This is a genomic window from Candidatus Rhodobacter oscarellae, assembly GCF_001078595.1.
Taxonomy (GTDB): Bacteria; Pseudomonadota; Alphaproteobacteria; order Rhodobacterales; family Rhodobacteraceae; genus Rhodobacter_B; species Rhodobacter_B oscarellae.
In genome coordinates, this window is the sequence record NZ_LFTY01000002.1 from 1358484 (window position 1) to 1385131 (window position 26648).

The 26648-nt window shown below is 64.5% G+C and carries 25 protein-coding genes; 10 read left to right on the forward strand and 15 right to left on the reverse strand.

Annotation, left to right across the window (positions count from 1 at the left end):
- Both AIOL_RS11415 and AIOL_RS11420 read left to right on the forward strand, forming a co-directional pair.
- Nucleotides 1–1422: a mannitol dehydrogenase family protein gene (locus AIOL_RS11415; protein WP_049643087.1), complete on the forward strand. Its 1422-nt coding sequence runs from the start codon at nucleotides 1–3 to the stop codon at nucleotides 1420–1422.
- Nucleotides 1410–2444: an ABC transporter ATP-binding protein gene (locus tag AIOL_RS11420; RefSeq protein WP_049643088.1), complete on the forward strand. Its 1035-nt coding sequence runs from the start codon at nucleotides 1410–1412 to the stop codon at nucleotides 2442–2444. The genes AIOL_RS11415 and AIOL_RS11420 overlap by 13 nt, the downstream gene beginning before the upstream one ends.
- A gap of 251 nt (nucleotides 2445–2695) precedes the next feature.
- Here the strand turns inward: AIOL_RS11420 and hflX are convergent, their stop codons facing one another.
- The 4 genes from hflX to trkA all read right to left on the reverse strand — a co-directional run bounded on the left by hflX (nucleotide 2696) and on the right by trkA (nucleotide 7346).
- A complete protein-coding gene (hflX, locus tag AIOL_RS11425; protein ID WP_082152549.1) occupies nucleotides 2696–3991 on the reverse strand; it encodes a GTPase HflX in 1296 nt (431 codons plus the stop codon).
- Nucleotides 3992–3994: 3 nt separating this feature from the next.
- Entirely contained in the window at nucleotides 3995–4228 is a 234-nt protein-coding gene (gene hfq, locus AIOL_RS11430; protein ID WP_049643089.1) for an RNA chaperone Hfq, read from the reverse strand.
- Nucleotides 4229–4449: 221 nt separating this feature from the next.
- Nucleotides 4450–5967, reverse strand: coding sequence for a TrkH family potassium uptake protein (locus tag AIOL_RS11435; RefSeq protein ID WP_049643090.1), 1518 nt, complete (start codon nucleotides 5965–5967; stop codon nucleotides 4450–4452).
- A gap of 2 nt (nucleotides 5968–5969) precedes the next feature.
- The gene (trkA, locus tag AIOL_RS11440; RefSeq protein WP_049643091.1) at nucleotides 5970–7346 is read right to left on the reverse strand and encodes a Trk system potassium transporter TrkA; all 1377 of its coding nucleotides are present in this window, start codon (nucleotides 7344–7346) and stop codon (nucleotides 5970–5972) included.
- Nucleotides 7347–7478: 132 nt separating this feature from the next.
- Between trkA and AIOL_RS11445 the strand changes: the two genes are divergently transcribed.
- Entirely contained in the window at nucleotides 7479–7988 is a 510-nt protein-coding gene (locus AIOL_RS11445) for a hypothetical protein (protein ID WP_049643092.1), read from the forward strand.
- A gap of 208 nt (nucleotides 7989–8196) precedes the next feature.
- Here AIOL_RS11445 and ntrX read toward each other — a convergent pair whose 3' ends face one another.
- From ntrX to dusB, 5 genes are all read right to left on the reverse strand, one after another.
- On the reverse strand, nucleotides 8197–9603 hold the full coding sequence (gene ntrX, locus AIOL_RS11450) for a nitrogen assimilation response regulator NtrX (RefSeq protein ID WP_049643093.1): 1407 nt from the start codon (nucleotides 9601–9603) through the stop codon (nucleotides 8197–8199).
- A 9-nt stretch (nucleotides 9604–9612) separates the two neighbouring features.
- On the reverse strand, nucleotides 9613–11913 hold the full coding sequence (locus tag AIOL_RS11455; RefSeq protein ID WP_152912494.1) for a sensor histidine kinase NtrY-like: 2301 nt from the start codon (nucleotides 11911–11913) through the stop codon (nucleotides 9613–9615).
- A 63-nt stretch (nucleotides 11914–11976) separates the two neighbouring features.
- Nucleotides 11977–13338 (reverse strand): sigma-54-dependent Fis family transcriptional regulator, encoded by a 1362-nt coding sequence (locus AIOL_RS11460; protein ID WP_049643095.1) that lies wholly within the window; start codon nucleotides 13336–13338, stop codon nucleotides 11977–11979.
- A 13-nt stretch (nucleotides 13339–13351) separates the two neighbouring features.
- A complete protein-coding gene (locus AIOL_RS11465) occupies nucleotides 13352–14416 on the reverse strand; it encodes a two-component system sensor histidine kinase NtrB (protein ID WP_049643096.1) in 1065 nt (354 codons plus the stop codon).
- Complete coding sequence (dusB, locus tag AIOL_RS11470; RefSeq protein WP_235438986.1) at nucleotides 14413–15345, reverse strand: tRNA dihydrouridine synthase DusB; 933 nt, start codon at nucleotides 15343–15345, stop codon at nucleotides 14413–14415. Before dusB ends, AIOL_RS11465 begins: the two co-directional genes overlap by 4 nt.
- 224 nt (nucleotides 15346–15569) lie before the next feature.
- On the opposite strand from dusB, the gene AIOL_RS11475 reads away from it, so the two are divergent.
- From AIOL_RS11475 to AIOL_RS11490, 4 genes are all read left to right on the forward strand, one after another.
- Complete coding sequence (locus AIOL_RS11475; RefSeq protein WP_049643098.1) at nucleotides 15570–16703, forward strand: bifunctional 2-C-methyl-D-erythritol 4-phosphate cytidylyltransferase/2-C-methyl-D-erythritol 2,4-cyclodiphosphate synthase; 1134 nt, start codon at nucleotides 15570–15572, stop codon at nucleotides 16701–16703.
- Nucleotides 16700–17191 carry a phosphatidylglycerophosphatase A family protein gene (locus AIOL_RS11480; RefSeq protein WP_049643099.1) on the forward strand — a complete coding sequence of 164 codons (492 nt, stop codon included), beginning with the start codon at nucleotides 16700–16702 and terminating at the stop codon, nucleotides 17189–17191. The genes AIOL_RS11475 and AIOL_RS11480 overlap by 4 nt, the downstream gene beginning before the upstream one ends.
- 126 nt (nucleotides 17192–17317) lie before the next feature.
- Complete coding sequence (locus AIOL_RS11485) at nucleotides 17318–17788, forward strand: CinA family protein (RefSeq protein ID WP_049643100.1); 471 nt, start codon at nucleotides 17318–17320, stop codon at nucleotides 17786–17788.
- Between the two features lie 158 nt (nucleotides 17789–17946).
- Nucleotides 17947–19128, forward strand: coding sequence for an ammonium transporter (locus AIOL_RS11490; RefSeq protein WP_049643101.1), 1182 nt, complete (start codon nucleotides 17947–17949; stop codon nucleotides 19126–19128).
- Between the two features lie 79 nt (nucleotides 19129–19207).
- Here the strand turns inward: AIOL_RS11490 and AIOL_RS11495 are convergent, their stop codons facing one another.
- The 3 genes from AIOL_RS11495 to AIOL_RS11505 all read right to left on the reverse strand — a co-directional run bounded on the left by AIOL_RS11495 (nucleotide 19208) and on the right by AIOL_RS11505 (nucleotide 21686).
- Nucleotides 19208–19762, reverse strand: coding sequence for a hypothetical protein (locus tag AIOL_RS11495; RefSeq protein ID WP_049643102.1), 555 nt, complete (start codon nucleotides 19760–19762; stop codon nucleotides 19208–19210).
- Between the two features lie 86 nt (nucleotides 19763–19848).
- A complete protein-coding gene (locus AIOL_RS11500; protein WP_049643103.1) occupies nucleotides 19849–21141 on the reverse strand; it encodes an MmgE/PrpD family protein in 1293 nt (430 codons plus the stop codon).
- A gap of 101 nt (nucleotides 21142–21242) precedes the next feature.
- Complete coding sequence (locus AIOL_RS11505) at nucleotides 21243–21686, reverse strand: type II toxin-antitoxin system RatA family toxin (RefSeq protein WP_049643104.1); 444 nt, start codon at nucleotides 21684–21686, stop codon at nucleotides 21243–21245.
- Nucleotides 21687–21757: 71 nt separating this feature from the next.
- Here AIOL_RS11505 and hpt point away from each other — a divergent pair, with 71 nt between their 5' ends.
- The gene (gene hpt, locus AIOL_RS11510) at nucleotides 21758–22300 is read left to right on the forward strand and encodes a hypoxanthine phosphoribosyltransferase (protein ID WP_049643105.1); all 543 of its coding nucleotides are present in this window, start codon (nucleotides 21758–21760) and stop codon (nucleotides 22298–22300) included.
- A gap of 43 nt (nucleotides 22301–22343) precedes the next feature.
- On the opposite strand, the gene AIOL_RS11515 is transcribed toward hpt, so the two are convergent.
- Nucleotides 22344–23228 carry a LysR family transcriptional regulator gene (locus AIOL_RS11515; protein ID WP_049643106.1) on the reverse strand — a complete coding sequence of 295 codons (885 nt, stop codon included), beginning with the start codon at nucleotides 23226–23228 and terminating at the stop codon, nucleotides 22344–22346.
- A 94-nt stretch (nucleotides 23229–23322) separates the two neighbouring features.
- Here AIOL_RS11515 and AIOL_RS11520 point away from each other — a divergent pair, with 94 nt between their 5' ends.
- Entirely contained in the window at nucleotides 23323–23793 is a 471-nt protein-coding gene (locus AIOL_RS11520; protein ID WP_053101253.1) for a c-type cytochrome, read from the forward strand.
- A 6-nt stretch (nucleotides 23794–23799) separates the two neighbouring features.
- Entirely contained in the window at nucleotides 23800–24693 is an 894-nt protein-coding gene (locus tag AIOL_RS11525) for a c-type cytochrome (RefSeq protein ID WP_049643107.1), read from the forward strand.
- A 51-nt stretch (nucleotides 24694–24744) separates the two neighbouring features.
- Here the strand turns inward: AIOL_RS11525 and AIOL_RS11530 are convergent, their stop codons facing one another.
- Together AIOL_RS11530 and AIOL_RS11535 are read right to left on the reverse strand one after the other, a co-directional pair.
- Nucleotides 24745–25521 carry an HpcH/HpaI aldolase family protein gene (locus tag AIOL_RS11530; RefSeq protein WP_049643108.1) on the reverse strand — a complete coding sequence of 259 codons (777 nt, stop codon included), beginning with the start codon at nucleotides 25519–25521 and terminating at the stop codon, nucleotides 24745–24747.
- 94 nt (nucleotides 25522–25615) lie between these two features.
- Complete coding sequence (locus tag AIOL_RS11535; protein ID WP_049643109.1) at nucleotides 25616–26569, reverse strand: GNAT family N-acetyltransferase; 954 nt, start codon at nucleotides 26567–26569, stop codon at nucleotides 25616–25618.
- Nucleotides 26570–26648 lie beyond the last annotated feature (79 nt).

Here is a 26648-nt window from a genome sequence, read left to right on the forward strand (position 1 = left end):
ATGAACCTGCAGACCCAGCCGCGGCTTGACGCCTCGACCTACGACCGTGACGCGGCCAAGATCGGCATTGTGCATCTAGGCTACGGCGCGTTTCACCGCGCCCATATGGCGGTTTACTTGGATGCCTATATGCAGGCCTCAGGGGATCTGGATTGGGGCATCGCGGCGGTGAACCTGCGCGGCGGCGACAGCGCTGGCTTTGTGGCGGCGCGCGAGGCGCGGGACGGGTATTTGCTCAAGACCACCTCGCCCGAGGACCAGCTGCGCTATCAGCTTATCCGTCCGCATGTGGCGTTCGAGGATTGGGCGAAGACGCCCGCCAGGGCGGAGGAGCTGGCCGCCCGAGAGAGCGTGCACATCATCTCGATGACCGTCACCGAGAGCGGCTATTTCCTGGACACGAATGGCGATCTGGATCGCGAGGACCCGACGATCGCCGCCGAGATCGCCGGCGGAGCGCCGGCGTCGGTCTACGGCTATCTGACCCGCGCGCTGACCCTTCGGGCCGCGGTGACCGGCATGCCGGTCACGATCCTATGCTGTGACAACATCCGCGAGAATGGCCGGATCCTGGAGCGGAGCTTTCTGACCTATCTCGCGGCTCTGGGACGGGACGATCTGGCCGAATGGGTGCGCGAGAACGCCACCTTCCCCTGCTCGATGGTCGACCGGATCACGCCGCGCACAAGCGAGACCCTGATCGCCGAGGTGACCGCGGCCTATCCAGGCCGCGCCCTGGCCCCGATCCATGGCGAGAGCTTCATCCAATGGGTGGTCGAGGATCGCTTTGCCGGGCCGCGCCCCGACCTGGCGCAGGTCGGCGTGCAGGTAGTCGCCGATGTGCATCCCTATGAGGAGGCCAAGATCCGCATCCTGAACGGCGGGCATACGGGCTTGTGCTATCTCGGCGCCTTGGCCGGGCACCAGACCTTTGACCAGGCGATGCTTGACCCGGCCCTGCGGGCGCATTTCGACGCCTACGAGACAGAGAACGTGCTGCCGGGGCTGGCGCTAGAGCTGCCCTTTGACCGCCACGCCTATCTGGCCGAGATCGCCGCCCGCTTCGGCAACCGCGCCATCGCCGACGACCTGGCGCGGATCTGCATGGACGGCTGGACCAAGATGCAGGTCTTCATCCGCCCCACGCTAGAGGGCTGCCTGGCGCAGGGCATCTCGCCCACGCGCGGCTATGACTGCGTGGCAAGCTGGTATGTCTACGCGCGCCGCATCGCCGCCGGAGCAATGCCGATCCCCTATACCGAGCCCTTCTGGGATACGCTCGCCCCGCTTCTGGCGCCTGGCCAGGAAGAGGCCATGGCGCGCAGCGGCGCGCTTTGGGCCGATCTGCCCGAAACCTATCCCGAATTTGCACCAGGTATCCTCACCGCAATCAATGAGATGGAAGAGACATGGCCAGCGTAACCATCGAACAAGTGATCAAGCGATACGGCGACACCCAGGTGATGCATGGGGTCGACCTGGACATCCAAGACGGCGAGTTCGTGGTCTTCGTCGGCCCCTCGGGCTGCGGCAAGTCCACGCTTCTGCGGATGATCGCGGGACTTGAGGATATCTCGGACGGCACGATCGAGATCGGCGGCACCGTGGTCAACGAGGTGGCCCCCGCCAAGCGTGGCGTCGCGATGGTGTTCCAGACCTACGCGCTTTACCCGCATATGACGGTCTATAACAACATGGCCTTCGGTCTGAAGCAGGCCAAGATGGACAAGGCCGAGATCGACAAGCGCGTGCGCGCCGCGGGCGAGATCCTGCATATCACCGACTACCTGGAGCGCACGCCCAAGGCGCTGTCCGGCGGCCAGCGCCAGCGGGTGGCCATCGGTCGCGCCATCGTGCGCGAGCCCGAGGTCTTCCTCTTCGACGAGCCGCTGTCCAACCTCGACGCGGCCCTGCGGGTGCAGACCCGCCTAGAGATCGCGCGGCTGCATAAACGGCTGGGGACCACGATGATCTACGTCACCCACGACCAGGTCGAGGCGATGACGCTTGCCGACAAGATCGTGGTGCTGCGCGATGGCCGCGTGGAACAGGTCGGCGCTCCGGTCGACCTCTACGAGCGACCCAAGAACACCTTTGTGGCGCAGTTCATCGGCAGCCCCAAGATGAACTTCTTTGCGCCCTCGGCGCTGGCCGCAACTGCCCCCGCGGACCTGCGCGGCGGGTCGGAGGACGCGCTGCTCGTAGGCATCCGCCCAGAGCATCTGCGCGTCTGCGAGCCGAGCGAGGCAATCGTCACCGCGCGCTTGGATCTGATCGAGAACCTGGGCGAGCATGTGCTGGCGCATATGGTCGCCACGGATGGGACCGAGTTCATCGCCAAAATGGAGACGCTGCCCGAGGGCGCGGACACCAGCGCCATGCAGTTCACAGCGGCGCCAGAACGCGTGCACCGCTTCGACAAGGCCTCTGGCCTGCGGCAGTGATCGGCGGCGGCGCTTGCAAATCCGTTCACCGGAGATGCGGAGCGTTTGGTCGTAAACGCCCGGAATGACACGACAGCGGATCGCAAAAAACCCGAGTCACCACAGCATTTGGCAGCGCGCGCACCCTATCAACAGCTTCCGCGCGTCCAGCCTTTGTCTGATGGCTCAAGTGATAGGCGGGACGCTATAGGCTCTCTGCAATTCCCGCCCCGCCGGAGCGGGAAAAGCCCCCTCGCGACCAAGCGATTGAATTAAGGCGATAAATCCGCGCCCGGCCCCGCATGAAACTTGTCACGTTGCGCGCCAGACCAGCGCAGTTCCAAGCGGAACCCCGTGTCGCCCGTTTCTTCCGAGAGGACCACGCCCTGATCGTGCAGCCAGGCGCGTGCGCGTCCCGCGCTGAAGGGCAGCTCTAGCGCCTCGTCAAAGCTTTTCTCGGCCAGCGCGGCCTCGATGGCCTCGGTCAGCGCGTCTAGCCCCTGCCCCGTCAGCGCCGAGGTCACCAGCACGTCGTCGCGCCGCCCGGCCTGGGTCTCGACGGTCTCGCGCGCCTCGCCCTCTAGAAGGTCGAGCTTGTTCCACACCTCAAGCTGCTTGACGTCCTCATTCACGCCCAGATCGCCCATGATCGAGGCCACATCCTCGGCCTGGGCCTCGGTCTCGGCATCGGCGATGTCGCGCACATGCAGGATGAGATCGGCCTCCAGCACCTCTTCGAGGGTCGCGCGGAAGGCCGCCACGAGCTGCGTCGGCAGGTCCGAGATGAACCCCACCGTGTCCGAGAGGATCACTTCGCGCCCGGTGGCCAGCGTCACGCGCCGCATCGTTGGGTCCAGCGTGGCGAACAGCATGTCCTTGGCCATCACCTTGGCTCCGGTCATGCGGTTGAACAGCGTGGACTTCCCGGCGTTGGTGTAGCCCACCAGCGCGACGATGGGGAACGGCACTTTCTTGCGCGCGGCGCGGTGCAGGGTGCGGGTTCTGACAACCTTCTCTAGCTGGCGTCTGAGCCGCCCGAGCTGGTCGTCAATGGCGCGCCTATCAGCCTCGATCTGGGTCTCGCCGGGCCCGCCGACAAAGCCCAAGCCGCCACGCTGGCGCTCCAGGTGGGTCCAGGCCCGCACCAGGCGGGTGCGCTGATAGCTGAGCGCGGCCATCTCGACCTGCAGCACGCCCTCGCGGGTCCGGGCGCGGTCGCTGAAGATCTCTAGGATCAACCCGGTCCGATCAAGGATCTTCACCTTCCAGGCTTTTTCTAGATTGCGCTGCTGCACCGGGCTCAACGGTCCGTCGATTAGAACCAGCTCGACCTCGGCGTCGTGCAACCGCTCAGCGAGCTCTGCAACCTTGCCCGAGCCGAAAAGCTGTCCTGGATGCGGCTTGGATATCCGCACCACCTCGGCGCCCGCAACGGCCAGTCCCGGCAGCGCAACGGCCAAAGCAACCGCCTCTTCAAGAGCGGTTTCGGCCGCGCGGCTGCGCGGTGCGTTCTGTATCTCCGGATGTAGAACCCAGGCGCAGGTATCTGCGACCTCGATCTCTCTCACGCGCTACTCTTCGCCGTCATACAAATTGATCGGCTGCGCCGGCATTATGGTAGAGATCGCGTGTTTGTAGACGAGCTGTGATTGCCCGTCGCGCCGAAGCAGCACACAAAAATTGTCAAACCACGTTATCACTCCCTGCAGCTTCACGCCGTTGACCAGAAAGATCGTCACCGAAAGCTTGGTTTTCCGAACATGATTCAGAAATGCATCTTGCAAACTCTGCTTATCAGCAGCCATGGATTCTTCGCCCTTTTTTATTCTCTGCCTCGCGGCTTGGCACCGCTTTATGGCTTGCGCGATTATGGTTCGGGAAACAGCAAGTTTCCACCCCTTTTAGGTGAGGTATTATGTCCGGGGCCACGAATTCAACGGGAATCTTGCACGCAGAATACAAACTATCGTTGTTTATTGCGCAAAAATATGAACAGCCTGACGCAAAGAAACGAAGCTTAACGAAGTCAGTTGCGCCAGAACTCTGGGTTGAATAGCGAAATAATCGCCAGTGTTTCAAGTCGTCCAAGAATCATACTCGCCGAAAGAATAAGTTTCGCTGCATCCGTCAGGGTAGAATAGATCAACACTTGGTCAACCGCAACATTTGCCAATGGTCCAGTTGTAGACAATGCGGCAATCGTCAATACGACCGCCGAATCGAAGCCGATTCCCGTCAATGACAGCGCCAACATGACCACCGCGACCGACAGCGCAAACAGCATAAAGAATATCCACGCCATGAAGGCGCCCTGCCGCCACTCGCTGCGCAGGCCGCCGCTGACGGAACCGACAGAGCTTGGATGCACCAGCCGCTCCAGCTCGCGCTGGCCGTGCCGGTAGAGCACATGCACCCGCAACAACTTTACCCCGCCCGCCGTGGTAGCCACCCCGCCACCGACAAGCGCCAGCCCAAGAAAGATCAGCCCCGGCGTGCGCAGACCCGACCAGTCGCGCGCCTGCTCCCAACTGGCGCTTTCAAACCCGGTGGTCGTCATAAAGGAAAGGACGGTAAAGGCCCCGCCCCAAAGCGCCCGCAAGCCGTCCAGCCAACCGCCGCTGTCCTGCTGAGCCTCCACCGCACCGACCCAGTGCCGCAGGAACAGCATCCCAGACACGGTCGCCGCCAGCAGCAGCCCCAGTCGCAGTTCTGGATCGGACCAGAAGTAGCGATCCCCCGCGGACGTGGCCTCGCGGCTGAAGGTGCGCCGCGACAGGGCGAAGGCGAAGAAGACCAAGATCAGCAACTCGCCGCCAAAGCCCGAGGACGCGCCCGGCTGGCCGCCTACCGGCGATATGCCACTGGTGGAGAGCGTCGACATCGCGTGGCACAGCGCCACCAACCCGCGATCGCCCAGCAGAAACAGCCCGAACCACAACGCGATCGTCAGCCCGCTATAGATCGGTGCCAGTCGGGCTGCGAAATGGAGCAGCCGCTCTGATATGTCGGCGGTATAGGCGATCTGGCTGAACGCGCTTTCCGACCGCGCCGCGCGCGGGCGCAGTACCTCAAAGCCCCCCAGGCTCAGCGGTGCCAGGATCGCAACCGCCGCCACCCAGACCAGAAACCCACCGAGCCAGGCCACCAATGCGCGCCACAGATGCACCGCGTCTGGCACCAGGCCCTCCACAACCGAGGCCCCCGTGGTGGTGAAGCTGGACACCATCTCGAAATAGCTGTCGAGCAGCGTCAGCTCCCCGCCGCCGATCTCCCAGACTGGCAGCGCCATGACCACCGGCAACCCGACAAAGGCCGCGACGATGTCGATCAGCGGTTTGCGCTCTGATTTGGCCGGCGAGCGGTTGGCCAGCGCCAACGCCACCATCGCCGTCAGGGACAGCACGATTGTGCCCGAATAGAAGAACGCCCGCGCGCTCAGCCAGTCCCGCGACACCGCGGCGAAGATCGCCGGCACATACATCGCCAGCGCCGTCACGCCCGCGAGCACCACAATCAGCGGCAGGTATATGGATCGCGCCCGCATCCCTAGAAGAAGTCTATCGAGACCTGCAGCAGCCGCTCCACCTCTGGCACATCCGCCGCCATCGAGAACAGCGCAATCACGTCGCCCTCTTCGATCTTGGTATGCCCGGTTGGCCGGACCACCTTGCTGCCCTTCATGATCGCGCCGATCAGCACGCCCTCGGGAAAGTCGATGTCGCGCACAAGCCGGCCGGAGATGGGAGAGGTCGACAGCACCTGCGCCTCAATGATCTCGGCCTCCGCATCGCCAATGGAGTAGACGCCGCGCACCCGCCCATGCCGGATGTGGCGCAGGATCGAGCTGACCGTCGTCGTGCGCGGGTTGATGAAGGCGTCGATATCCAGCGGCTGCATCAAAGAGGCCATCGTGGGATCGTTGATCAGGCAGATCGCCAGCTTCGCGCCCGAGGACTTGGCCCGCACCGAGGCCAGCAGGTTCGTCTTGTCGTCATCGGTCACCGCCAGGATCGCGTCCGCGCGGCTAATATTGGCCTCTTCCAGCAGTTCCGTGTTCAGCCCGTCGCCATGCAGCACGATTGTACGCTCTAGCGCGTCCGCCGCGCGCTCGGCGATCTTGCGGCTCTTCTCCACCACCTTGGTGCGCACGCGCGCGCCGCGCGCCTCCAGGGCCTGCGCCACGGCCAGCCCAACATTGCCGCCGCCGATCACAACGATGCGCTCCTGCGCGCTGTTGGACTTGCCGAAGATCTCTAGGGCGCGTTCGGTGTCCTCGATATGGGCGAAGACATAGATCTCGTCGCCCACAAACAGCTGGTCGCCGGAATCCGGCGCAAACAACGAGCCGTTGCGGCGCACCCCCACCACAATGGCGCGCAGCGTGCTGAAGAGATCCGAGAGCTGCCGCAGGGGCGTGTTCACCACCGGGCAGTCATCGTCCAGCACCAGCCCCATAAGCTGCGCCTTGCCGTCCAGAAAGCTCTCGGTGTCAAAGGTTGCGGGCGAGGCCAGCCGCCGCAGCGCGGCCTCGGCGACCTCACGCTCGGGGCTGATCACGACGTCGATGGGCATATGCTCGCGCCGGTAGAGATCCGAGTAGATCGCGTTCAGGTAAGACTGCCCGCGCAGGCGCGCGATCTTCTTGGGCACCTCAAAGATCGAATGCGCCACCTGGCAGGTGACCATGTTCACCTCGTCGGAATGGGTCGCCGCGATCACCATGTCCGCGTCGCGCGCCCCGGCGCGGTCCAGCACATCGGGGTAGCTGGCAAAACCGGACACGCCTTGGACGTCCAGCGTGTCCGTCGCCCTCCGCACCAGCTCGGGGTTGTTGTCCACCACGGTGACGTCGTTCTTCTCGCCCGAGAGGTGCCGGGCGATCTGCCAGCCGACCTGACCTGCGCCGCAAATGATGACTTTCATCGCCTGCTCTTACGTTGGGAGGGGTTTGGACATGTGCATTAACCCGTCATTAATCTTAGCCATGTCTCTTTCGCGCCATAGGATCGCGCATACAAGCTGATACACCACAACGCGCCAAGGGGAAAGGTCGTGATGAAGCATCTTCTGCTGGCGTTGCATATGCCGCTGATCCTGGCCGGATGCGCCACGGGGTATTGGGGCGACTACAAACCCGGTGTGCGGCCCGTTGATATGTATAAGGGGATCACCGAGTGCCGGCGCGGGCGCGTCACCCATGACACTGCGGTGGTTCTGGTGGCGCCCACCCGGCAAACGATCACCGCGCGGGCCAGCGCATCGGTGACATCTGGGTCGTCCAGCGCCACCGCCCGTGCAGAAGTCCAGACCAGAACCCGAACAGAGATCGATTATGAGGCGCTGAACGCCATCGACGACATCCTGGCCGAGCGCAAAGAATGGCGCTGCCTGGAGGCGTTGGGATATCGGTTCAAGACCATCCCGCGCTGCCCCCGACCACCCAGCCAGGCAGAATTGCTCCAGGCGTTGCGATCAACGCCGCCGGTCAGCAAGCAGCTATGCGCCTACCCGGTGGAGCCAGACAAACGCGGCGTACCGACTTTTGTGTTTTTGGACTATGGGTAGTTTTGGCCTGTGGCGACCGTTCGGGCCCGCCAAATCTCTTGCAAGAGATTTGCACTTTCCTTCCAAGGAAAGTGGGCCCGCACGCCGGTAAGAGGGTGGGATAGAGCGATCATTTCAGGTCGCGCTGAAGAAACTCTTGCAAGAGTTTCGCAATTTTCTTGCAAGAAAATTGCGTCGCGCCAAGCTCCGATGGAGGTCTAGCCCGACCTCACGCTTCCGCGTTTTCCTCGATATGCGCCACCCGGTTGCCTGATTTATTCGACGTCACTACCCCCAGCGACTTCAGCTTGCGGTGCAACGCCGAGCGTTCCATGCCCACAAAGCTTGCGGTGCGGCTGATGTTGCCGCCAAAGCGGTTGATCTGCGTCAGCAGGTATTCGCGCTCGAACAGCTCGCGGGCCTCGCGCAGCGGCAGCGTCGCCAACGACCCCGACAGCACCACCCGGCCCTCTTCCTGCGGCGCCTCCTCGTTCTGCGGCAGCTCGCTGGCGGCGATCGCGCCGGTGCCTTCGCCCAGGATCAGAACGCGCTCGACCACGTTCTTGAGCTGGCGCACATTGCCCGGCCAGACCATGGTTTGCAGCAGCGCCACGGCCTCTTCGGACAGCTCCCGCAGCGGCAGCCCCTGGGCCTGGTTGAAGCTCTCGATGAAATGCCGCGCCAGGCTGGGGATGTCCTCGCGGCGCTCCTCCAGGCTTGGGACCGAGATCGGCACGACATTGAGCCGGTGGTACAGCTCCTCGCGGAAGCGGCCCGCATCAATTTCTTCCTGCAAGTCCTTGTTTGTGCTGGTGACAACGCGGATATCCACCCGCACCTTGTCATTGCCCCCGACGCGTTGGAACGCCTGTTCCACCAGCACGCGCAGGATCTTGGACTGCGTGCCCTGCGGCATATCCGCGACTTCGTCGAAGTAAAGCACGCCGCCATGGGCCTGCTCCAGCAGGCCTGGTTCGACGCCCCGGTCCGAGCTTTCGCGCCCGAACAACACCTCCTCCATGCGCTCGGGCTCAATGGAGGCGCAGTTTACGCTCACAAAAGGCGCGTCCGCACGGTTGGAGTTGGAGTGGATGTAGCGCGCGGCGACCTCCTTGCCGCACCCGGCCGGGCCTGTAAGCATCACGCGGCCGTTGGACTTGGTCACCTTATCCAGGTTGGATTTCAGCGTCTTGAAGGCAGAGGTGGTGCCGATCATATCGGCGGGACCCTCTTCCTTGCGCTTCAGCTCCACGTTCTCGCGGCGCAGGCGCGAGGTCTCCATCGCGCGCCCAATCACCACCATCAATTGATCGATGTTGAACGGCTTCTCGATGAAGTCATAGGCGCCCTGCTTGATCGCGGCCACGGCGATCTCGATATTCCCGTGGCCCGAGATGATCACAATGGGGATGCCAGGGTAATCGCGCTTGGTGGCCTTTAGGATGTCGATGCCGTCCATCTTGCTGTCCTTAAGCCAGATGTCGAGAACCATCAGCGCGGGCACCTCATCGGCGACCGCATCCATGCACTCGTTGGAGTTCGCCGCCAATCGGGTCGAATACCCCTCATCCTCCAGAATGTCAGAGATCAGTTCCCTGATGTCCCGCTCGTCATCCACGATTAAAATATCGCCCATAATATCCTCCTATTCTGTCTTTAATTCTTGCAACTCAGGATCCGTGACCGCTGCCAAGGGCAGGCGGATCACAGCGGCGGCGCCTACGCGGGCACCGGGTTCGAAAGGCTCGGCATCCGTCAGCGCAAGCTGCCCGCCATGTTCTTCGATGATCTTTTTCACAATAGGCAGGCCCAGGCCGGTGCCCTTTTCGCGCGTGGTCACATAGGGCTCAAAGAGCTTGGCGCGGTCCTCGGGCAGCCCGACGCCATTGTCCGAGATGGTGATTGTGGCATATTCGGTGCTGGTCTGCATGGCGACGCGCACCTGCCCGGCGTGATCGGCGTCACCGTATTTTTCACGATAGGTTTCAACGGCTTCCCCGGCGTTCTTGATCAGGTTCGTCAAGGCCTGGCCGATCATGGTGGAATCCGCCTCGGCGATCACGGGCTCTGCGGGAAGCTCAGATGCAACGGTGACCCGATCCTGCTGCGCGTCTGACTGCAACAGCACCGCGTCGCGCACCAGTTGCGTCAGGTCCTCGCGCCGCCGCACCGGCTCTGGCATGCGCGCGAATTTCGAGAATTCGTCAACGATGCGGCGCAGATCGTTGGTCTGGCGCACGATCACGTCGGTCATCTGCGCCAGGTTCTCGGCCTCTTGCTCGTCAAGCTTGGGGGTGTATTTGCGTTTCAGCCGCTCCGCAGAGAGCTGGATCGGCGTCAGCGGGTTCTTGATCTCATGCGCGATGCGGCGGGCCACATCGCCCCAGGCGGCCATGCGCTGCGCGCTGACCAGGTCGGTGACATCGTCGAAAGCAATCACGTAGCCCTCGCGCGTGCCGTCGGCGCTGCGGCGCAATGCGATACGAACCAAAAAGTTCTCAAGCTTGCCCTGGCGCACCATCTTGATCTCTTTTTGCGCCGCGGTGCCCCGGCCGTCGCTCAGGCGCCGGAAGAGGTCGAAGAACTCCGGCACGACATCCTCGATTGCGCCGTCATGCGCGCCCGCGGGCAGCTTCAGAAGCTTCTGCGCCGAGCGGTTGATGAAGGTGATCTGCCCGTCCACATCCAAGCCCACGACGCCTGCGGTGACCGAGGACAGCACCGAATCGAACAGCCGCCGTCGACGCTCGATCTGTGCGTTATTCTCCAGCAACGTGTCGCGCTGCAGCTTCAGCTGCTTGGTCATCTGATTGAAGACGCGGCCCAGCATGGCGATCTCGTCGTCGCCGCGCTCCTCCTCCAGGCGGACGTCCAGATCACCCGCCCCGACCCGCTGCGCCGCGCCCGCCAGGCGCCCAACGGGCCGTGCAAGACGTTCCGCGAACCACAGGCCCAGCCAGACCGCGGCCAGGATCAGGATCACCCCGAAGGCCAGATAGATGCGCGCAAAGTCAAAGATAACCTGCCCGCGCTCCTGCTCTTGCTGCTGGTAATACTTGGCGGTCTCTTGCGTGTCGTCGAGCAGCTCGAGGATGTCCCCGTCCACCGTGCGCGTGATGTAGAGGTACCGGTCCAGAAAGCCCTCAATGGCGATCAACGCGCGGAACTCGTTGATCGCGAGGTCGGCAATCAGCACGACTTCGCCCGCCGCCGCCCGCTGAATCTGCGCGACATTGGGCTGTTCATAGTCAAACAGGTAACTGCCCTCGCCGCGCAATCGGATCTCGCCCGCGCCATCGATCAAGAAGGTCTCGCTGAGGCCGCGCTGTACAAGCACCTGCCCCTGCGCCAGGGTCTGGCGCATGTCAGCTTCGGCGAGATTGCGGTTCGATTGGCGGTAACGGGCCAGGAAACCCGCCAGAAGCTGCGCGTCCTCGGTCAACGCCTCGCGCTCGTTCGCCTCATAGGCCTGCGCCGCGGTTAGCGACGCGCCGACAACCGAGCGCACGCGCTCGGAGAACCAAGTCTCGAGGCCAAGGTTGATCGTCAGAAACGAGAACACCGCCACCAGCACCGCCGGCATCAGCGCCATGATCGCGAACACGCCGGTCAGCCGCAGATGCAGCCGCGAGCCCGCCGATTGCGCCCGCCGCGCCGCCACAATCGCGCCGACGCGCTGCAGGAGGAGCGCCGCAACAACGAGGATGTAAATGAAGTCGGCCAACAGCACGAAGCGCAGCGTCTGCGAGTTGGCGCCCTGATCCAGCGGTCCCAGCACTAGGAAGGTCGCAACCGCCAGGATCGGCCCCAGAACCACAAGCCCCAAGGTCGCCGCGTTCTGCACGCGCCGGGTACGGCGAAGCCGCAAAACTGTATCCCAAGTGAGACTGGTCACCGCCGCTCGCACGGACTTGCCACCCCATGATGTTGACGCGCGCTGCGCCATTGCCGCCAAATATGGTGACCGTTATGCGCGCTGCTGCGCGATGGTCACTCTTCTGTTGCGGTTTTACATCAATTTTCTGCGACGTGTCACGCGGATATCGAGGTCCGTTATCTTTTTCCGCAGCGTATTTCGGTTGATTCCCAGCAGATCGGCGCATTTCGCCTGATTTCCGCCCGTCGCGTCCAGTGCGATCTCGATCAGAGGCAGCTCGATCTCGCGCAGGATTCGCCCGTAAAGGCCCGGCGGCGGCAGCACCCCGCCATGCAAATCAAAGTAGCGCCGCAGGTGCTTGGCCACCGAACCGCCCAACTTGTCGGCCTCGCCGCCCTGGGCGGGCTCCATCGCGGGCTGGTTGCCCAGGACCGTCTGCACCTCGGAGGCGGTGATCTCCTCCTCGGTCGAGGTTACGGCGAGGCGCCGGATGGCGTTCTCCAGCTGGCGCACATTCCCGGGCCAGCTATAGGTGCGCACCATCTCCATCGCGTCGCTGGCCAAACGGTGCTGCGGCAGCCCCTCGCGCTCGGCCCGGCCCAGGAAGTGCTCGGCCAGCAGGGGGATGTCGTCCACACGTTCGCGCAGGGAGGGCACTGACATCGCAACACCGCCCAGGCGATAGTAAAGATCCTGACGGAACGCGCCGCTCTCTAGTTTAAGGTCTAGATTGGCCTGGCTTGTGGCCATGATCCGCGGCGCGTTGTCGGTGAGGCTGTCGAGCATGCGCACGATGCGGCCCTGCGCCTCTTCGTCAAGGTCGCCGATCTCGTCAAACAGGATGGATCCGTTCTTGGCGCGGCTCAGCACCTGCGCCGGGCCCTCGATCGAGGCCAGGTCCATGGCGCTGACCACCACGAAGGGCAGCGTGCGCCGGTCCGAGAAGTCATGCACCGCGCGGGCGATCAGGCTCTTGCCGGTGCCGCTCTCGCCGGTGATCAGAACCGGCAGGTCGGTGTTCATCACCCGCGCCACCAGCCGGTAGAGCGCCTGCATCGCCGGCGTGCGCCCCACCAGAGGCAGGTCGTCCTGCGGCGCCCCGGTCTCGGCCTTCGCCGCGGGAACGCGCCGCTTTATGTCCAGCGCCCGCGCGGCGCGTTTCATCAGGTCCGGCAGGTCGAAGGGTTTGGGCAGGTAGTCATAGGCCTCCTTCTCGGCGGCCTGGATCGCGGTCATGATGGTGTTCTGCGCCGAGATCACAATCACCGGCAGGCCGGGGCGCTCCTCGTTGATGGTGGGCAGCGCGTCCAGGCCATTCCCGTCGGGCATCACCACGTCCGAGATCACCAGGTCGCCCTTGCCCTCCTCGACCCAGCGCATCAGCGTCACCATCGAGCTTGTGGCATGCACCTTGCAGCCCGCACGCGTCAGAGCCTGAGTCAAAACAGTTCGAATCGTACGGTCGTCATCTGCTACAAGGACAGTTCCGTCCATCTTCTTAGTCTCCTTACCCTTTGGGCATCACCGGCAAAGAGATGCGGAAGATCGTGCGCCCCGGCGCACTGTCCACATCTATCCAGCCGTCATGGTCTGATATTATCTTGCTCACCAGCGCCGGGCCCAGCCCGGTGCCGTTCTCGCGCCCCGATACGAAGGGCTCAAAGATGTCGGCCGCGATCTCTGACGGCAGGCCCGGCCCGTCGTCGATCACCTCGACCTGCAGCGGCAGCGCATTGCCGGTGCCGTCCTTGCGCCGCAGCCGCAGCGACATGTCATAGAAGGTGTGCAGGCGGATCGTGCCGCCCTGCGGGCCCGCGGCCTGCGCGGCGTTCTTCAGCAGGTTGAGGAACACCTGCAACAGCTGATCCCCGTCCGCATATGTCGGCGGCAGCGAGGGGTCGAAATCCTCGATGATCCTCATGCTCGCAGCGAATCCCACCGCGGCGGATTTCAACGCCCGGTCCAGGATATCGTGCACGTTGACCGGCTTGCGCTCTGGCGGGCGCAGGTTGCCGAACTGCTCCACCTGGTCCAGAAGCGCCACGATGCGGCGGCTCTCGGCCACGATGAGGTCGGTCAGCTCTTGGTCGCCGGGCTCTAGGTTCATGCTCAGAAGCTGCGCCGCGCCGGTGATCCCCGCCAACGGGTTCTTGATCTCATGGGCCAGCATCTCGGCCATGCCAATGGCCGACTTCGCCGCCGAGTTGACGTTATGCGCCCGGCCCAGGCGGTCCGCGATCTGGCGCGGCTCCATCATCAAGAGCACGTATCCCGGCATGCCCGTGATGGGCCCGATCTGGATGTTGCACATCACCGGCGCGGCGTTGCCGCCCGAGACGTCCACCGTGTTGATAAACAGCGGCGAGAGGTCCTTGCGCACGCGGGCAAAGGCCTCCTCTAGCGGCGCATCAATCGCCAGCCGGTCAAAGACGGGCTGCCCCCGCAGGGAGCGCGCCGAGGAGTTCAGGAACTGCTCGGCGGGCGGGTTGGCCTCTGTGATGATGTCATCGCCATCCAGAACGAAGGCCGGGACCGGCAGCGAGTTCCAGATCGCGTCAGAGAGCGGGCTCATGCGGCGGTCTCCTGGGTTTGCGTGAAAGCCTCGCGCAGCAGCCGCATCGCGATCGCCGGGTCGCGCTGGGTCAGCACCGCCTGGCGAAGCGCCTTCGGCGTGCCCGCAACATCCATGTACCAGCCCAGATGCTTGCGGATCACCTTCGCGCCCAGCGTGGCACCGTAGAAGGACAGCGAAGCCTCGTAATGGCCCACCACCAAATCTGCGAAAGCATCGCCCGAGGGGATTTCGGGCCGCGGCGCGCCATAGAGCTCTGCGGCGATCTCGGCGATGCGCCAGGGGCGCCCCTGCGCCCCGCGCCCCACCATCACGCCATCCGCCGCCGAAGCGGCCAGCGCCGCGCGGGCGTCCTGCGGCCCGCAGATGTCGCCATTGGCGATCACCGGGATATCCACCGCCTGCTTGACGGCGCGGATCGCGCCCCAATCCGCGCGGCCCTTATAGAACTGGCACCGCGTGCGGCCATGGATGGTGATCATCTGGATGCCGGCGTTCTGCGCGCGCCGCGCCAGCTCCGGCGCATTCAGCAATTCATCGTCCCAGCCCAGCCTGGTCTTGAGCGTCACCGGCACCTCCACCGCGTCGACCACGGCTTCGATCAGGCTCAGCGCATGGTCCAAGTCCCTCATCAGAGCCGAGCCCGACATACCGCCGGTGACCTTCTTGGAAGGGCAGCCCATATTGATGTCGATCAGCTCCGCGCCGTTGGCGGCCACCATGCGCGCGGCCTCGGCCATCCAATAGGCGTCGCGCCCGGCAAGCTGCACCGCGGTACGCTGCCCCGCGCCAAAGCCCAGCTCGGCACGCTCGCGCACGCCTGGCTTGGCCTGCACCATCTCCTGGCTGGCCACCATCTCGGAAATCACCAAGCCCGCCCCGAAGGACGCGACAAGCCGACGAAATGGCACGTCAGTGATCCCGGCCATTGGGGCCAGGAACACAGGCGGCGAAAGCGCCAGATGTGCCACTTGTATGTTCAGGTGCTCATTCCTTGGGCAGTTACAGCGTTTTAGTTAGAGTGCAGCGACTTGGATAGCAATGTTACGCGCCCAACTCTTCGGCCAGAAACGCAATTTGCCCACAATTTAGGCAAACATTCCCGTGCGCGGGCCGGATTGCCATCCGAGACTGCACGGCCTAGAGAGCCGCCATGAGTGATGGGACGCAATTCGCCGCCGTGATCGTGGCCGCCGGGCGCGGCGAACGCGCCGGTGGCGGCACCCCGAAACAATGGCGCGCCCTGGCCGGAAAAACCGTGGCGCAGCGCAGCGTTGCGGCGTTTCACGGCAAGGTGGCGCAGATCGTGCTGGTGCTGCACCCTTCCGAGATGCACCGCGCCGAACTATTCCCTAACGCCCAGGTAGTTGCCGGGGGCGCCAACCGCGCGGCCTCTGTGCTACGCGGGCTCGAGGCGCTTGAGGGCTCTGACATAACGCATGTCTTGATCCATGACGCCGCACGGCCCTTGGTAAGCGCGCAGGTGATCGACGCGGTGAAAGCCGCCCTGGCGGGCTCAGCGGGCGCCGCCCCTGCCCTGCCCGTGACCGACGCACTCTGGCGCGGAGGCGACGGCGTCGTGCAGGGCACGCAAAACCGGTCCGGGCTTTTTCGCGCCCAGACCCCTCAGGGATTTGCGTTGCAGGCCATCCTGGAGGCGCATCGCGCCTTTGACGGGGACGCCGCCGATGATGTCGAGATCGCCCGTGCGGCGGGGCTTGAAGTCGCGCTGGTACCGGGCGAGGAGCGCAATATGAAACTCACTTGGCCCGAGGATTTCGCCCGCGCCGAGGCCATGCTAGGGGGCGAGATGGACATCCGTATGGGCAATGGGTTTGACGTGCACCGGTTTGGGCCGGGGGATCATGTGATGCTCTGCGGCGTGGCGGTGCCGCATGACCGCGGGCTGCAGGGGCACTCTGACGCCGATGTGGCCATGCATGCGGCGACCGATGCCATATACGGCGCCCTGGCGGATGGCGACATTGGGCGGCACTTCCCGCCCAGCGACCCACAATGGAAGGGCATGGACAGCGCCACTTTCCTGGCCCATGCGGTGAGCCGCGCTGCCGAGAAGGGGTTTAGGATCAGCAATATAGACGTCACGATCATCTGCGAGCGCCCCAAGATTGGCCCCCATGCGGCCGCGATGCAGGCGCGCATGGCCGAGATCATGGAACTGGCCGCCGAGCGCATTAGCGTGAAGGCCACCACGTCTGAGCGGCTGGGCTTTACCGGCCGCGGTGAGGGCATCGCGGCCCAGGCCTCTGCGGTGCTGATCAAATGAGCCGCCTGATCGCCACCTTCATTGGCGTGGGATACCTGCCTTGGGCGCCCGGCACCTGGGGCACGGCGGCGGCGGTGCCCGCCGCGATCCTTTTGCATTGGGCCGGGGGGATCACCTTGCTGGCGGCGGCGACCCTGGGGGTCGCAATCCTTGGCTGGTGGGCAACCGCGGAGATCACCCGCGGGCAAGCCAACCACGACCCCAGCGAGGTTGTCATCGACGAGGTTGCGGGCATGTGGTTGACCCTATGGCCCGTATCCCTGGGAGCGGGCCATGCGGGCGTCGAGATCTGGCGGCTCTGGCCCGGGCTTTTGGCGGGCTTTGTCCTGTTTCGGCTCTTTGACATCCTAAAGCCCGGCCCGATCGGTTGGGCCGACCGGATGAACACGCCATTGGGGGTGATGCTGGACGACCTGCTGGCCGGGGTGGCCGCGGCGATCTGCGTGGGCGGGCTGGCCTGGCTGTCTCATGGGGCGCTGGGGCTCTGAGACGCACCCCGCCCGATTGCATCCAATTTCGACAGAATAAACTATATCTTCACCGAATCGCCAAACCATAAAGGGTGGTAGGGAGGGGGAAACTTTGCTGGTAAACAAAACGTTAAGGCGCCGGGTATGAGCCGCGCAGAGACCCTTCTTTTGCTCGCAAAAGAAGCGCGCGCGGTGCTGACGACCGCGGAAAGCTGCACCGGCGGCATGGTCGCGGCCGCAATCACAGACGTGCCGGGCTCTTCCGAGATCTTTGATCGCGGCTTCGTCACCTATTCCAATGACGCCAAGGCCGAGATGCTGGGGGTGCGCGCGCAGACCCTCGAGAAATTCGGCGCGGTCAGCGAGGAGGTCGCTATCGAAATGGCGTCCGGCGCCCTGTCGGCCGGCGAGGCGACACATGCGGTGTCGATCACCGGTATCGCCGGGCCAGGCGGATCAGAGCACAAGCCCGAGGGGCGCGTGTGTTTCTGTGTGGCCGGCGAGGCGGAGGGGTTTCGCAGTTTCACGGTAGAGTTCGGAGCGCTGGGGCGCGCAAAGGTCCGTGAGGCCGCTCGGGATTACGCTCTGGATTTATTGATCGCCGCGCTTTCTTAGTTTCGTATATTATTTAATCACATATCCAATTTACGCGCTCATTTTGAGCGCGATCTATGAATCGCACAAAGAGTAGGCACCATATCGCTTCCAAAAGCACCGTTGCGCCGCTTCAAGCGGCGCACTGAAAACTCTTGGGGATTAAAAGGGAGATTAATATGGTCGGAGCGGATACCGCCTGGATCATCGTGGCAACAGCGCTGGTGCTGTTCATGACATTGCCGGGCCTGGCGCTGTTTTACGGCGGGCTGGTGCGCGCGCGCAACGTGCTGAGCGTCTTCATGCAGTGCTTTGGCATTGCCTGCCTGATGAGCGTGCTTTGGCTTGTCGCGGGATATTCTATCGCCTTTGGCGATGGCGGGCTTTACTGGGGCGGGCTGGGCAAGGCCTTTCTGAGCGGCGTGGACGCCGACACGGTTTCGGGCACGATCCCAGAGGTCCTATTCTTTGCCTTCCAGATGACCTTTGCGATCATCACGCCCGCGCTGATCGTCGGCGCCTATGTCGAGCGGATCGGCTTTGGCTTTGTGATGCTGTTCTCGGCGCTGTGGATGCTGATCTGCTACGCGCCGGTGGCGCATTGGATCTGGGGCGGAGGCCTGTTGGCCGGAGGTGAGGGCTCCTGGGTGGCCGAGGGCGTTAACGACTTTGCCGGCGGCATCGTTGTGCACCAGACGGCGGGCCTGGCGGCCCTGGTCGTGGCCTTCTTCCTGGGCGCGCGTCAGAACAAGACCACCCCGCCGCATAGCCCCGGCATGGTGATGATCGGCGCGGCGATGCTGTGGGTCGGTTGGTTCGGCTTCAACGGAGGCTCGCAGCTGGCCGCCGACGGCACCGCCGCGATGGCGCTGACGGTGACGCATATCTCGGCGGCTACGGCCTCGCTGACCTGGGCGCTCTGGGAGCGGATCAAATACGGCAAGGCGAGCCTGGTGGGCATGGTCACCGGCACGATCGCGGGCCTGGCGTCGATCACGCCCGCCTCGGGCTCGGTCGGCCCGGTCGAGGCGCTGGCGATCGGCGCGATTGCGGGTGTGCTGTGCCAGGAGGCCTGCAAGCTTGTTAAAGACATCATGAATATCGACGACACGCTGGATGTCTTTGCGGTGCACGGTGTGGGCGGCATGTTCGGCATCGTGATGCTGGCGATCTTTGGCCATGCGGCCTGGGCCTCGCAGTTGACCGGCCTGGCGGTGGTCGGCGTCTGGACCTTGGTGATCACCACGGTGATCGTGTTTGTCGCCAAGGCGGTGTTCCCGATCCGGGTCAGCGAGGAGGACGAGACCAACGGGCTGGACATCGCCGCGCATGGCGAGCGCGCCTACGACCTGACGTCGTAAGCCGTCCCGCCATGCAGAATGGACCGCCGCGCCTGGGCAAAGGGCGCGGCGGTCTCTATTAGGAGCGGGGGCGCGCGGGTTAGCGCACAAGCTCCAAGGCAGTTTGCGCCTGCGCGCCGTCATAGATGGACTTGGCCGCATCAAAGCTCTCGGCCGCCTCCCGCGCCCGTGCGATGTCTTGCTGGGTCAATACCGCCGGATCGCCCGGCTTTTGTAGGTCAGTCACTGAGCGCATCACCTCGCTTCCGCCATAGGCCTCGCGCGCGGCGCGGGCCGACATTTCCGCCGAGACGACGATCTCCTTCGGCGTCTTAGAATCGCCGATCTGCTCAAGCAGATCCTGACGGGCCTCGTCGGATTTCTCAAACCCCTCATTGCGTTTGGCATGGGCCTCGGCCTGGCCCTCGGCCACCGCGCGCGCGATCTTGGCCTTGATCGAGTTATCGGCCTCCGCCGTCTTGCTGGCCTCCTTGACATAGGGGTTCGGCTCGCTGGCCTCCTTTGCGGCCGCCGGGCCTTCCGGCGTGCCGGTGGCCGGTTTCGGTTTGTCATTATCCGCGGCCTCGCGTCGGGCCGCGGCGGAGATTCGCGCCGTGTCTGGCTGCGCGAAGGGACTGGCTATTGCATTAATCATTCACGTCTCCGTACTTGCCTATGAGGCCTGGAAGACAGAGCAATATGTCGAAAACTGGACAGCGGCGGCTGGGCGTGAACCTATGGTTAACCCGGCGCCTGGGGCGAAACAATCTGCGCCAGAAGCGCTGATAGGTCGTCGCTTTGCGTGGCCTGCCAAAGCGCGTCGGCCCGCGCCTCGCCCAGCAGGGCAGCCGACTTGCGGCGCAGCTTCGCCGCGCGATCCTGCAGTGTCATCGGTGCGGCCAGGTCGTGCTCTGCCGCATGCCAGCCCCCCTCCGCGTGGACTCGGACGCGCGCCGCGGTCTCGGGCAATGCAGCATCCGTGTCCACCCGCACCTTGTCGCTCAGACCTGCCAGAGCCGGATCGCGCGCCGTGCGCTCCGAGAAGCTCCCCAACGCGGCCGTGCTCAGGCCGCTCAGCGCCATCGCCGCCGTAAGCCGGTAGCTGAACTTCGCCTCCAGCCCGGTGCGCGGGGCCGCGATGTTGCACACGCTGAGCCAGCGCGGGTGGGTGGTGACCTCTACCGCGTCCACGGCGCTCACATGCGGGGCGATCTCGGCCAAAGCCTCGAGCATCGCATGCAATCCATGGCAGCAGGCGTGGAACTTGTGGCTGACCGCCTCCATGCGCCACACAGAGCCGAGCCCGTCGAAAGCGCTTAGATCCCCCTGCCCCGTATGGGTCGGGCCAAAGCCCTGCGGCCCGTCCAAGGCCTGCGGGTTCGACACGAACCCGCGCGCGGCCAACAGCGCCACCTCCACGCCACTCGCGGCCGCCAGACCGGCGTTATAGGGCTTTCCCATCGTACCGAACTGCGATTTCAGCCCAGAGGCGCGTGTGGCCACCAGCCCTAGCGCCTGCGCCATCTGGCCCGGGCTCAGCCGCAAGAGCCGCCCCGCCGCCGCGGTGGCCCCAAAGGCCCCCGCCGTTGCGGTTTGATGGAACCCGGTCTGATAATGGTCCCGCCCCAACCACATCCCTACACGGATCGAGACCTCCGCGCCGACCAAGGCCGCCTCTAGGATCGCGCGTCCTGACGCGCCGCCCCGCTCGCCAATCGCCAATGCCGCGGGGATCACCGCCACCGAGGGGTGGCCGATATGCCCAAAATGCGTGTCGTCATAGTCAAGCGCGTGGCTGATGGTCCCGTTGACCAGCCCCGCGGCCCGCGCCGGAGCACGCCCTCCGCCAAATAAGGCCGCCTGCGCGGCGCCGCCTTCTTCCAAGGCCATCTCGCGGACGATCCGCGCCACCGGCTCACCGGCGCCCGCAATCCCGCAGGCGGCCCAGTCCATGAGCGAAAGCCGCATCATCGCAAGGGCGGCTTCGCCTTCCACCGGCCCGCAGGCAAACTCCACCAACCGCTCTGTGACCATGCGCTGATTCTCCCCTTCTCCGGTTCTATAAATATCCTGGGGGAGCGCGAGGGGGCAAAGCCCCCTCGCAACGGTCGGATTTTGCGCAGCAAAATTCGAAACTAGGAGTAAAGCTCCACGGCGCGGCGCTCGAACGCCCGCACCACGCGCTGCATGGCGTCGTTGAACACCAGCCCGATCACCGATTGCAGGATGGCGTTCTTGAACTCGAAATCGACGTGGAAATCGACCTCGCAGCCGCCCTCGGCCTCGCGGAAGGCCCAGCTCGAGACCATATGCCGGAAGGGCCCGTCAATATAGCGTGTGTCGATCTTGCGCGCCTCCTCCCATAGGGTGACGCGGCTGCCAAACTTCTCGCGGAAGACCTTGAACGAGATCACCAGGTCGGCCTGCATCACCACTGCCTCGCCGTCCGGCACAATAGACTTCACCCGCGCCGCCGCGCACCAGGGCAGGAATTCAGGATAGCGCGCAACATCGGCCACAAGCGCGTACATCTGGCTGGCCGAATAAGGTAGGAATTTGGTCTCCGAATGGGTGGGCATGGGCGTCTTCGTTCGTTACAGTCCTGCCCGGCCATGTCGGCGAGCAGCGACGAAATTACAAGAGGGGCAGGATGGCGCAGCCTGAATATGTGATCGACGAGATGATCTCGGCCAAGTCCATTGCCGCACGGATCGAGGCAATGGCCAAAGAGATAAGGGCCAGTTTTAAGGGCACCGACAAGCTGATCATCGTGGGGCTGCTGCGTGGCTCTTTCGTGTTCATCGCGGATCTGGTGCGCGAGCTGGACCTGCCCGTAGAAGTGGATTTCCTTGAGGCGTCCTCTTACGGCGACGGCATGGAGAGCAGCCGCGAGGTGCGCATCCTCAAGGATCTGCGCGGCGAGATCGGCGGGCGCGACGTGCTGCTGGTCGAGGATATCGTTGATACGGGCTTTACCCTAAAGCACGTCACTGAGCTTCTTAACACGCGCAAGCCTAGACGGCTGGAGACCATCGCGCTGCTCGACAAGCCGTCGCGTCGCGAAGTGGACATCAAGGCCACCTGGACCGGCTTTGAGATCCCGGACGAGTTCGTCGTGGGCTACGGCATCGACTACGCGCAGCGCAACCGCAACCTGCCGCATATCGGCAAGGTGCGCTTTACCGGCGGCTGACACAGGCGCTACACCTCCATCTTTCTGCGGTGTGGCGGCAGGTTTACGGACGGCGCGCCGCCGCCTCCTCTTCGGGGGCGAAAAGGGTCGCGCGCGCGGCGATCTGCTCGACCAAGAACTCCCGCACGGCGCGGATGCGCGGCACGGCCTCTAAATCGCGATGCGAGGCGACCCAAATCGTTGCCTTCAGTGGCGGCATCCCGCTGACCAAGCGGCGAAGGCCAGGCGTCGCGTCGCCGACGAATCGCGGGAGCGCGCAGCGCCCCATCCCGGCCTGCGCCATCTGCGCCAATGTCAGAAAGCTATCAGAAACCGCCACGATGTCTTGCGCGGCCACGCCCCCTTTTGACATCCAGGCCCCCGGCGCCGAGCCCGCCAGGTTGCCGCCAAGACCCAGCCAGCCCTCGACGGTCTCTGCCGATGCGTAGACGGCGAAACTCAGCGAGGCCGCCGCCACGCCGATCAGGTCATCGGGCAACGAAAGAGCCGCCCGCACCGCGATATCGGCGTCCATGCGCGCCATGTCGAGATGCGCATTCGAGCTGATCAGGTTGATCCGCAACCGCGACTCCGCGCAGTGCAGGGCCTCCAGAATCTCCGGCAATATCAACTGGCAAACCGTGTCAGTTGATGTGACCTTGACCTCACCAGAGACCGGCGCCTGGGTGCCTTCCACGGCGCGACGCACGGCCAGGGTCGCGCTTTCGACCTCGCGCAGGGCCGCGATGACATGCGCCTGCGCCGACGCGACCGTGTAACCCGCTTGCGTGCGATCAAAGAGGGTCGCGCCCTGGCGCTCCTCGAAGGCGGCCACCCGGCGCAGCACCGTTGCGTGGTTCACCCCAAGCGCCCGCGCCGCCGCCGAGACCGAACCGTGATCGGCCACCGCCAGCACAAATCTAAGGTCATCCCAATTCTCGCTGTGCATAAATTAATAGCCGATCCGCAAAAATGACGACTGGTTCCGATTTTTCACACAGCTACCATGCAGGGACAATCAATTAGTTCAGGGAGTCAGACGTATGTTACGGACCAGCCACCTGATGGGCAGCTTCGCCGCCCTCGCCATCGCCGCCACAACCGCATTCGCGGGCGGCCATGCCGGGAACCCCGCTGTGAAGGCCCGCAAATCGCATATGCAGCTCTACGGATTCCATTTGGGCATCCTGGGCGGCATGGCCAAGGGCGATACCGAGTACAACGCCGCAGCCGCGCAGACCGCCGCCGACAACCTCGCAGCCCTTGCCACGATGAACACCATGGCGTTTTGGGTCCCGGGCACGTCGGTGGACGAGTTGGGCGACGAAACCCGCGCGCTTGCCAAGATGTGGGCGGCAGATTCGACGGTCATCGATAAAGCTATGGCGCTTGGCGCGGCGGCCACGGCGATGCAAGCCGCGGCGGGCTCGCTTGAGGGCGTGCAAGGCGCGATCGGCGCGGTCGGAGGTGCCTGCGGCTCCTGCCACAAGGCCTATCGCGGCCCAAGCAACTAAACGGGCATGCTAAAAGCGCTCTTTCGATGGGCGGTTGCTCTGGCCTTGGTCGGGGCTGCCGTTTTCTGGTGGGTCACACGGCCCCAGACCTTGCCCGCGGATGCGCTGGCCGGACTAGAGCCGGATATGGCGCGCGGCGAGGCGGTGTTTTACGCCGCGGGCTGCGCGTCGTGCCACGCCGCGCCCGGCGCCGAAGGCGAGGCAAAGCTGGTGCTTGCCGGAGGGCGCAGCTTTCCCAGCCCGTTCGGGACCTTCCTTGCGCCTAACATTTCGCCCGATCCTGCGCATGGCATCGGCGGCTGGTCCGCTATGGATTTGGCCAACGCGATGCTCAAGGGCGTCTCACCCGATGGCGCGCATTACTTCCCGGCTTTCCCATATGGCTCATATGCCAAGGCGGAATTGGGCGATGTGGTCTCGCTGCACGCTTACTTGATGACCCTGCCCAGCAGTGCCGAGCCCTCCAAGCCGCATGAGGTGGGGCTTCCCTTCAACATCCGCCGCTCTTTGGGAGGCTGGAAGTTCTTGTTTTTGAACCAAGATTGGGTCGTCGCCGATGGCCTGACCGAAGCTGAGACGCAGGGGCGCTATCTGGTGGAGGCCCTGGGCCATTGCGGCGAATGCCACACCGCGCGCAACCCGCTGGGAGGGATGACCCTGTCGGCATGGCTGGGCGGGGCGCCCAACCCCTCTGGCCGCGGCACCATCCCCAACATCACGCCGGGCAAGCTGAGCTGGTCCGAACGTGACATCGCAGAGTATCTAAAGTCGGGCTTCACCCCCGATTTTGACAGCGCGGGCGGCCATATGGCGGATGTGATCGAGAACACCGCGAAGCTGACAGACGCGGACCGCGCGGCGATAGCGGCCTATCTCAAGAAGGTCGCGCCGATCGAGTAAGCGACATTAGCTTCAACCAGCAAGATTCTGGATTGTAATGATATTTTTGATTCATTTCAGCACAGAGCGGACCTTTCGGATCCGTTCCTCCAACGCCTGCCGATAGCTCACAACGTCGCTGGCCACGGCCAGCACCGTCGCCCCCATATCGCGGTACCCCGCCAGATCATCGGGATTGAGGCAGAACATCCCCACGGCTTTACCCGCCGCGCGGGTGCGCGCCATCACATGGGCGATTGCCGCGCGCACCTCTGCCGCGTCGGTGTTCCCGACGTAGCCCATATTCGCGGCCAGGTCATGCGGGCCGATAAAGACGCAATCCACGCCCTCGGTCGCGGCGATGGCGTCGATATGCTCGACCGCACCGGGGGTCTCGGCCTGCACCATAAGGCAGATCTGGTCATTCGCGGTTTGGGTGTAATCCGCCTCGGCGCCGTAACCGCTGGCGCGGATAACCAAGGCGGCCAGCCCGCGCCCGCCCTGGGGAGGATACTTCACCGCCTGCACCATCGCGCGCGCCTCGGCGGCGCTGTCCACCATGGGCACCAGCACGCTTTGCGCGCCCGCATCCAGCACCTGCTTGAGATACCAGGCCTCGCCCATGGGCACGCGCACGGCTGCGGCGCAGCCTACGGCCTGAAGCGCGATCAGTTGATCGCGGATCAGCGTGGGGTTCAGCGGAGCGTGCTCGCCGTCGATCATGCACCAGTCAAACCCGGCCCGGCCCGCGATCTCGGCGGGCACATTGGCGGCCATATCCAGCCAGCAGCCGATCTGCGTCTGACCGGCGATAAGTTTTTCTTTCAGGAGGTTGCGGGGCGCGGGCATTGTGTTCTCCGTGGCATATCGGAGCGATCAAAGCATAAGCGGCGCAGAATTGCGATGCCCCGGTGCGGCGCATGCCGTATTCTCGGATCAGCGCCTATTGCGCGCGGCCCACCGAGGTCGCTCGGCCCTGACCCCCGGGCCACGGGACACCGGGCAGCACCAGACCGGTCTGCCCCAAGCGGCGCACTTTTGCGCCCGCCCCCAGCTTGAACCGCGCCAGCCCCGGCGCCGTCACGGTATCCAGCGTGCCCAAATCCATGCGCAGGCGCCCGATATCGGCGAAATCCTGGATAGCGAGCCAAAGCAGCAGATGATGGGCCGAAAGGGTCCGCCCGGCGCCGGAACTCCAGCCCATCTGATAGGTCACCCCCGGCGCGTGGTCCAAAAACAGCATCTCTGCCACCGGCTGATTGCCCATCAGCGCGCGGTAGATGCGAAATCCGCAAGGGTCATTGCGCACCCAATTGGCAATGAAGCGCCCGGGCAGGCTGCGATAGCGCTTGTGGCGCTGCTGCTCCGCCTCACGCTCGATCAGCGCGACCAACGTGTCGGGGTCGCGGCTGGTCTGAACGCGCAGCCGCGCGGCCTCGGCCTTGACCAATCGGTTGCGCCACTTGCCGTGGAACGCCTGGCGCGCGGCCCGTGGCCCCGCGGAGAGGTCAACCTCTGCCATATGAGCGGCGGTATAGAGCGGCATTAGCCCGGCCTGGTCGGGCTCTTCGGATGTCGCAAGCAGCAGCCGCGCGCCCTGCCCCGGCAGCGCGGCGCGCAGGCCGCGCAGCGCCGCGGAGCGCAGGCTTGCATCCACCTCGCCGCACCAAATGGGCCCGCGCGACATCAGCCCTACGAGCCCAAACCGCCCCAACCGCCTGAGCAAAACCTGCGCGACCCCAAGCGTCAGGCCTTGATCTGTGATCTCTGCGCGAAAGACCTCGCGCCCCATCGCCTCAACCGCGGCGCCATAGGCCCAGGACTGCTGCAGTGCCGCGGCGTCGTGCGGCAGCCGGTCCTGCCAAGCGGTCGCGGAGATGATGGGGCAAATTTTCATATCCCCATTAACGCTATATTAGGTGGAATTTGCGTTAATCCCGATATGGCTCAACATCCCCACACCGTCCGGGGCGTTC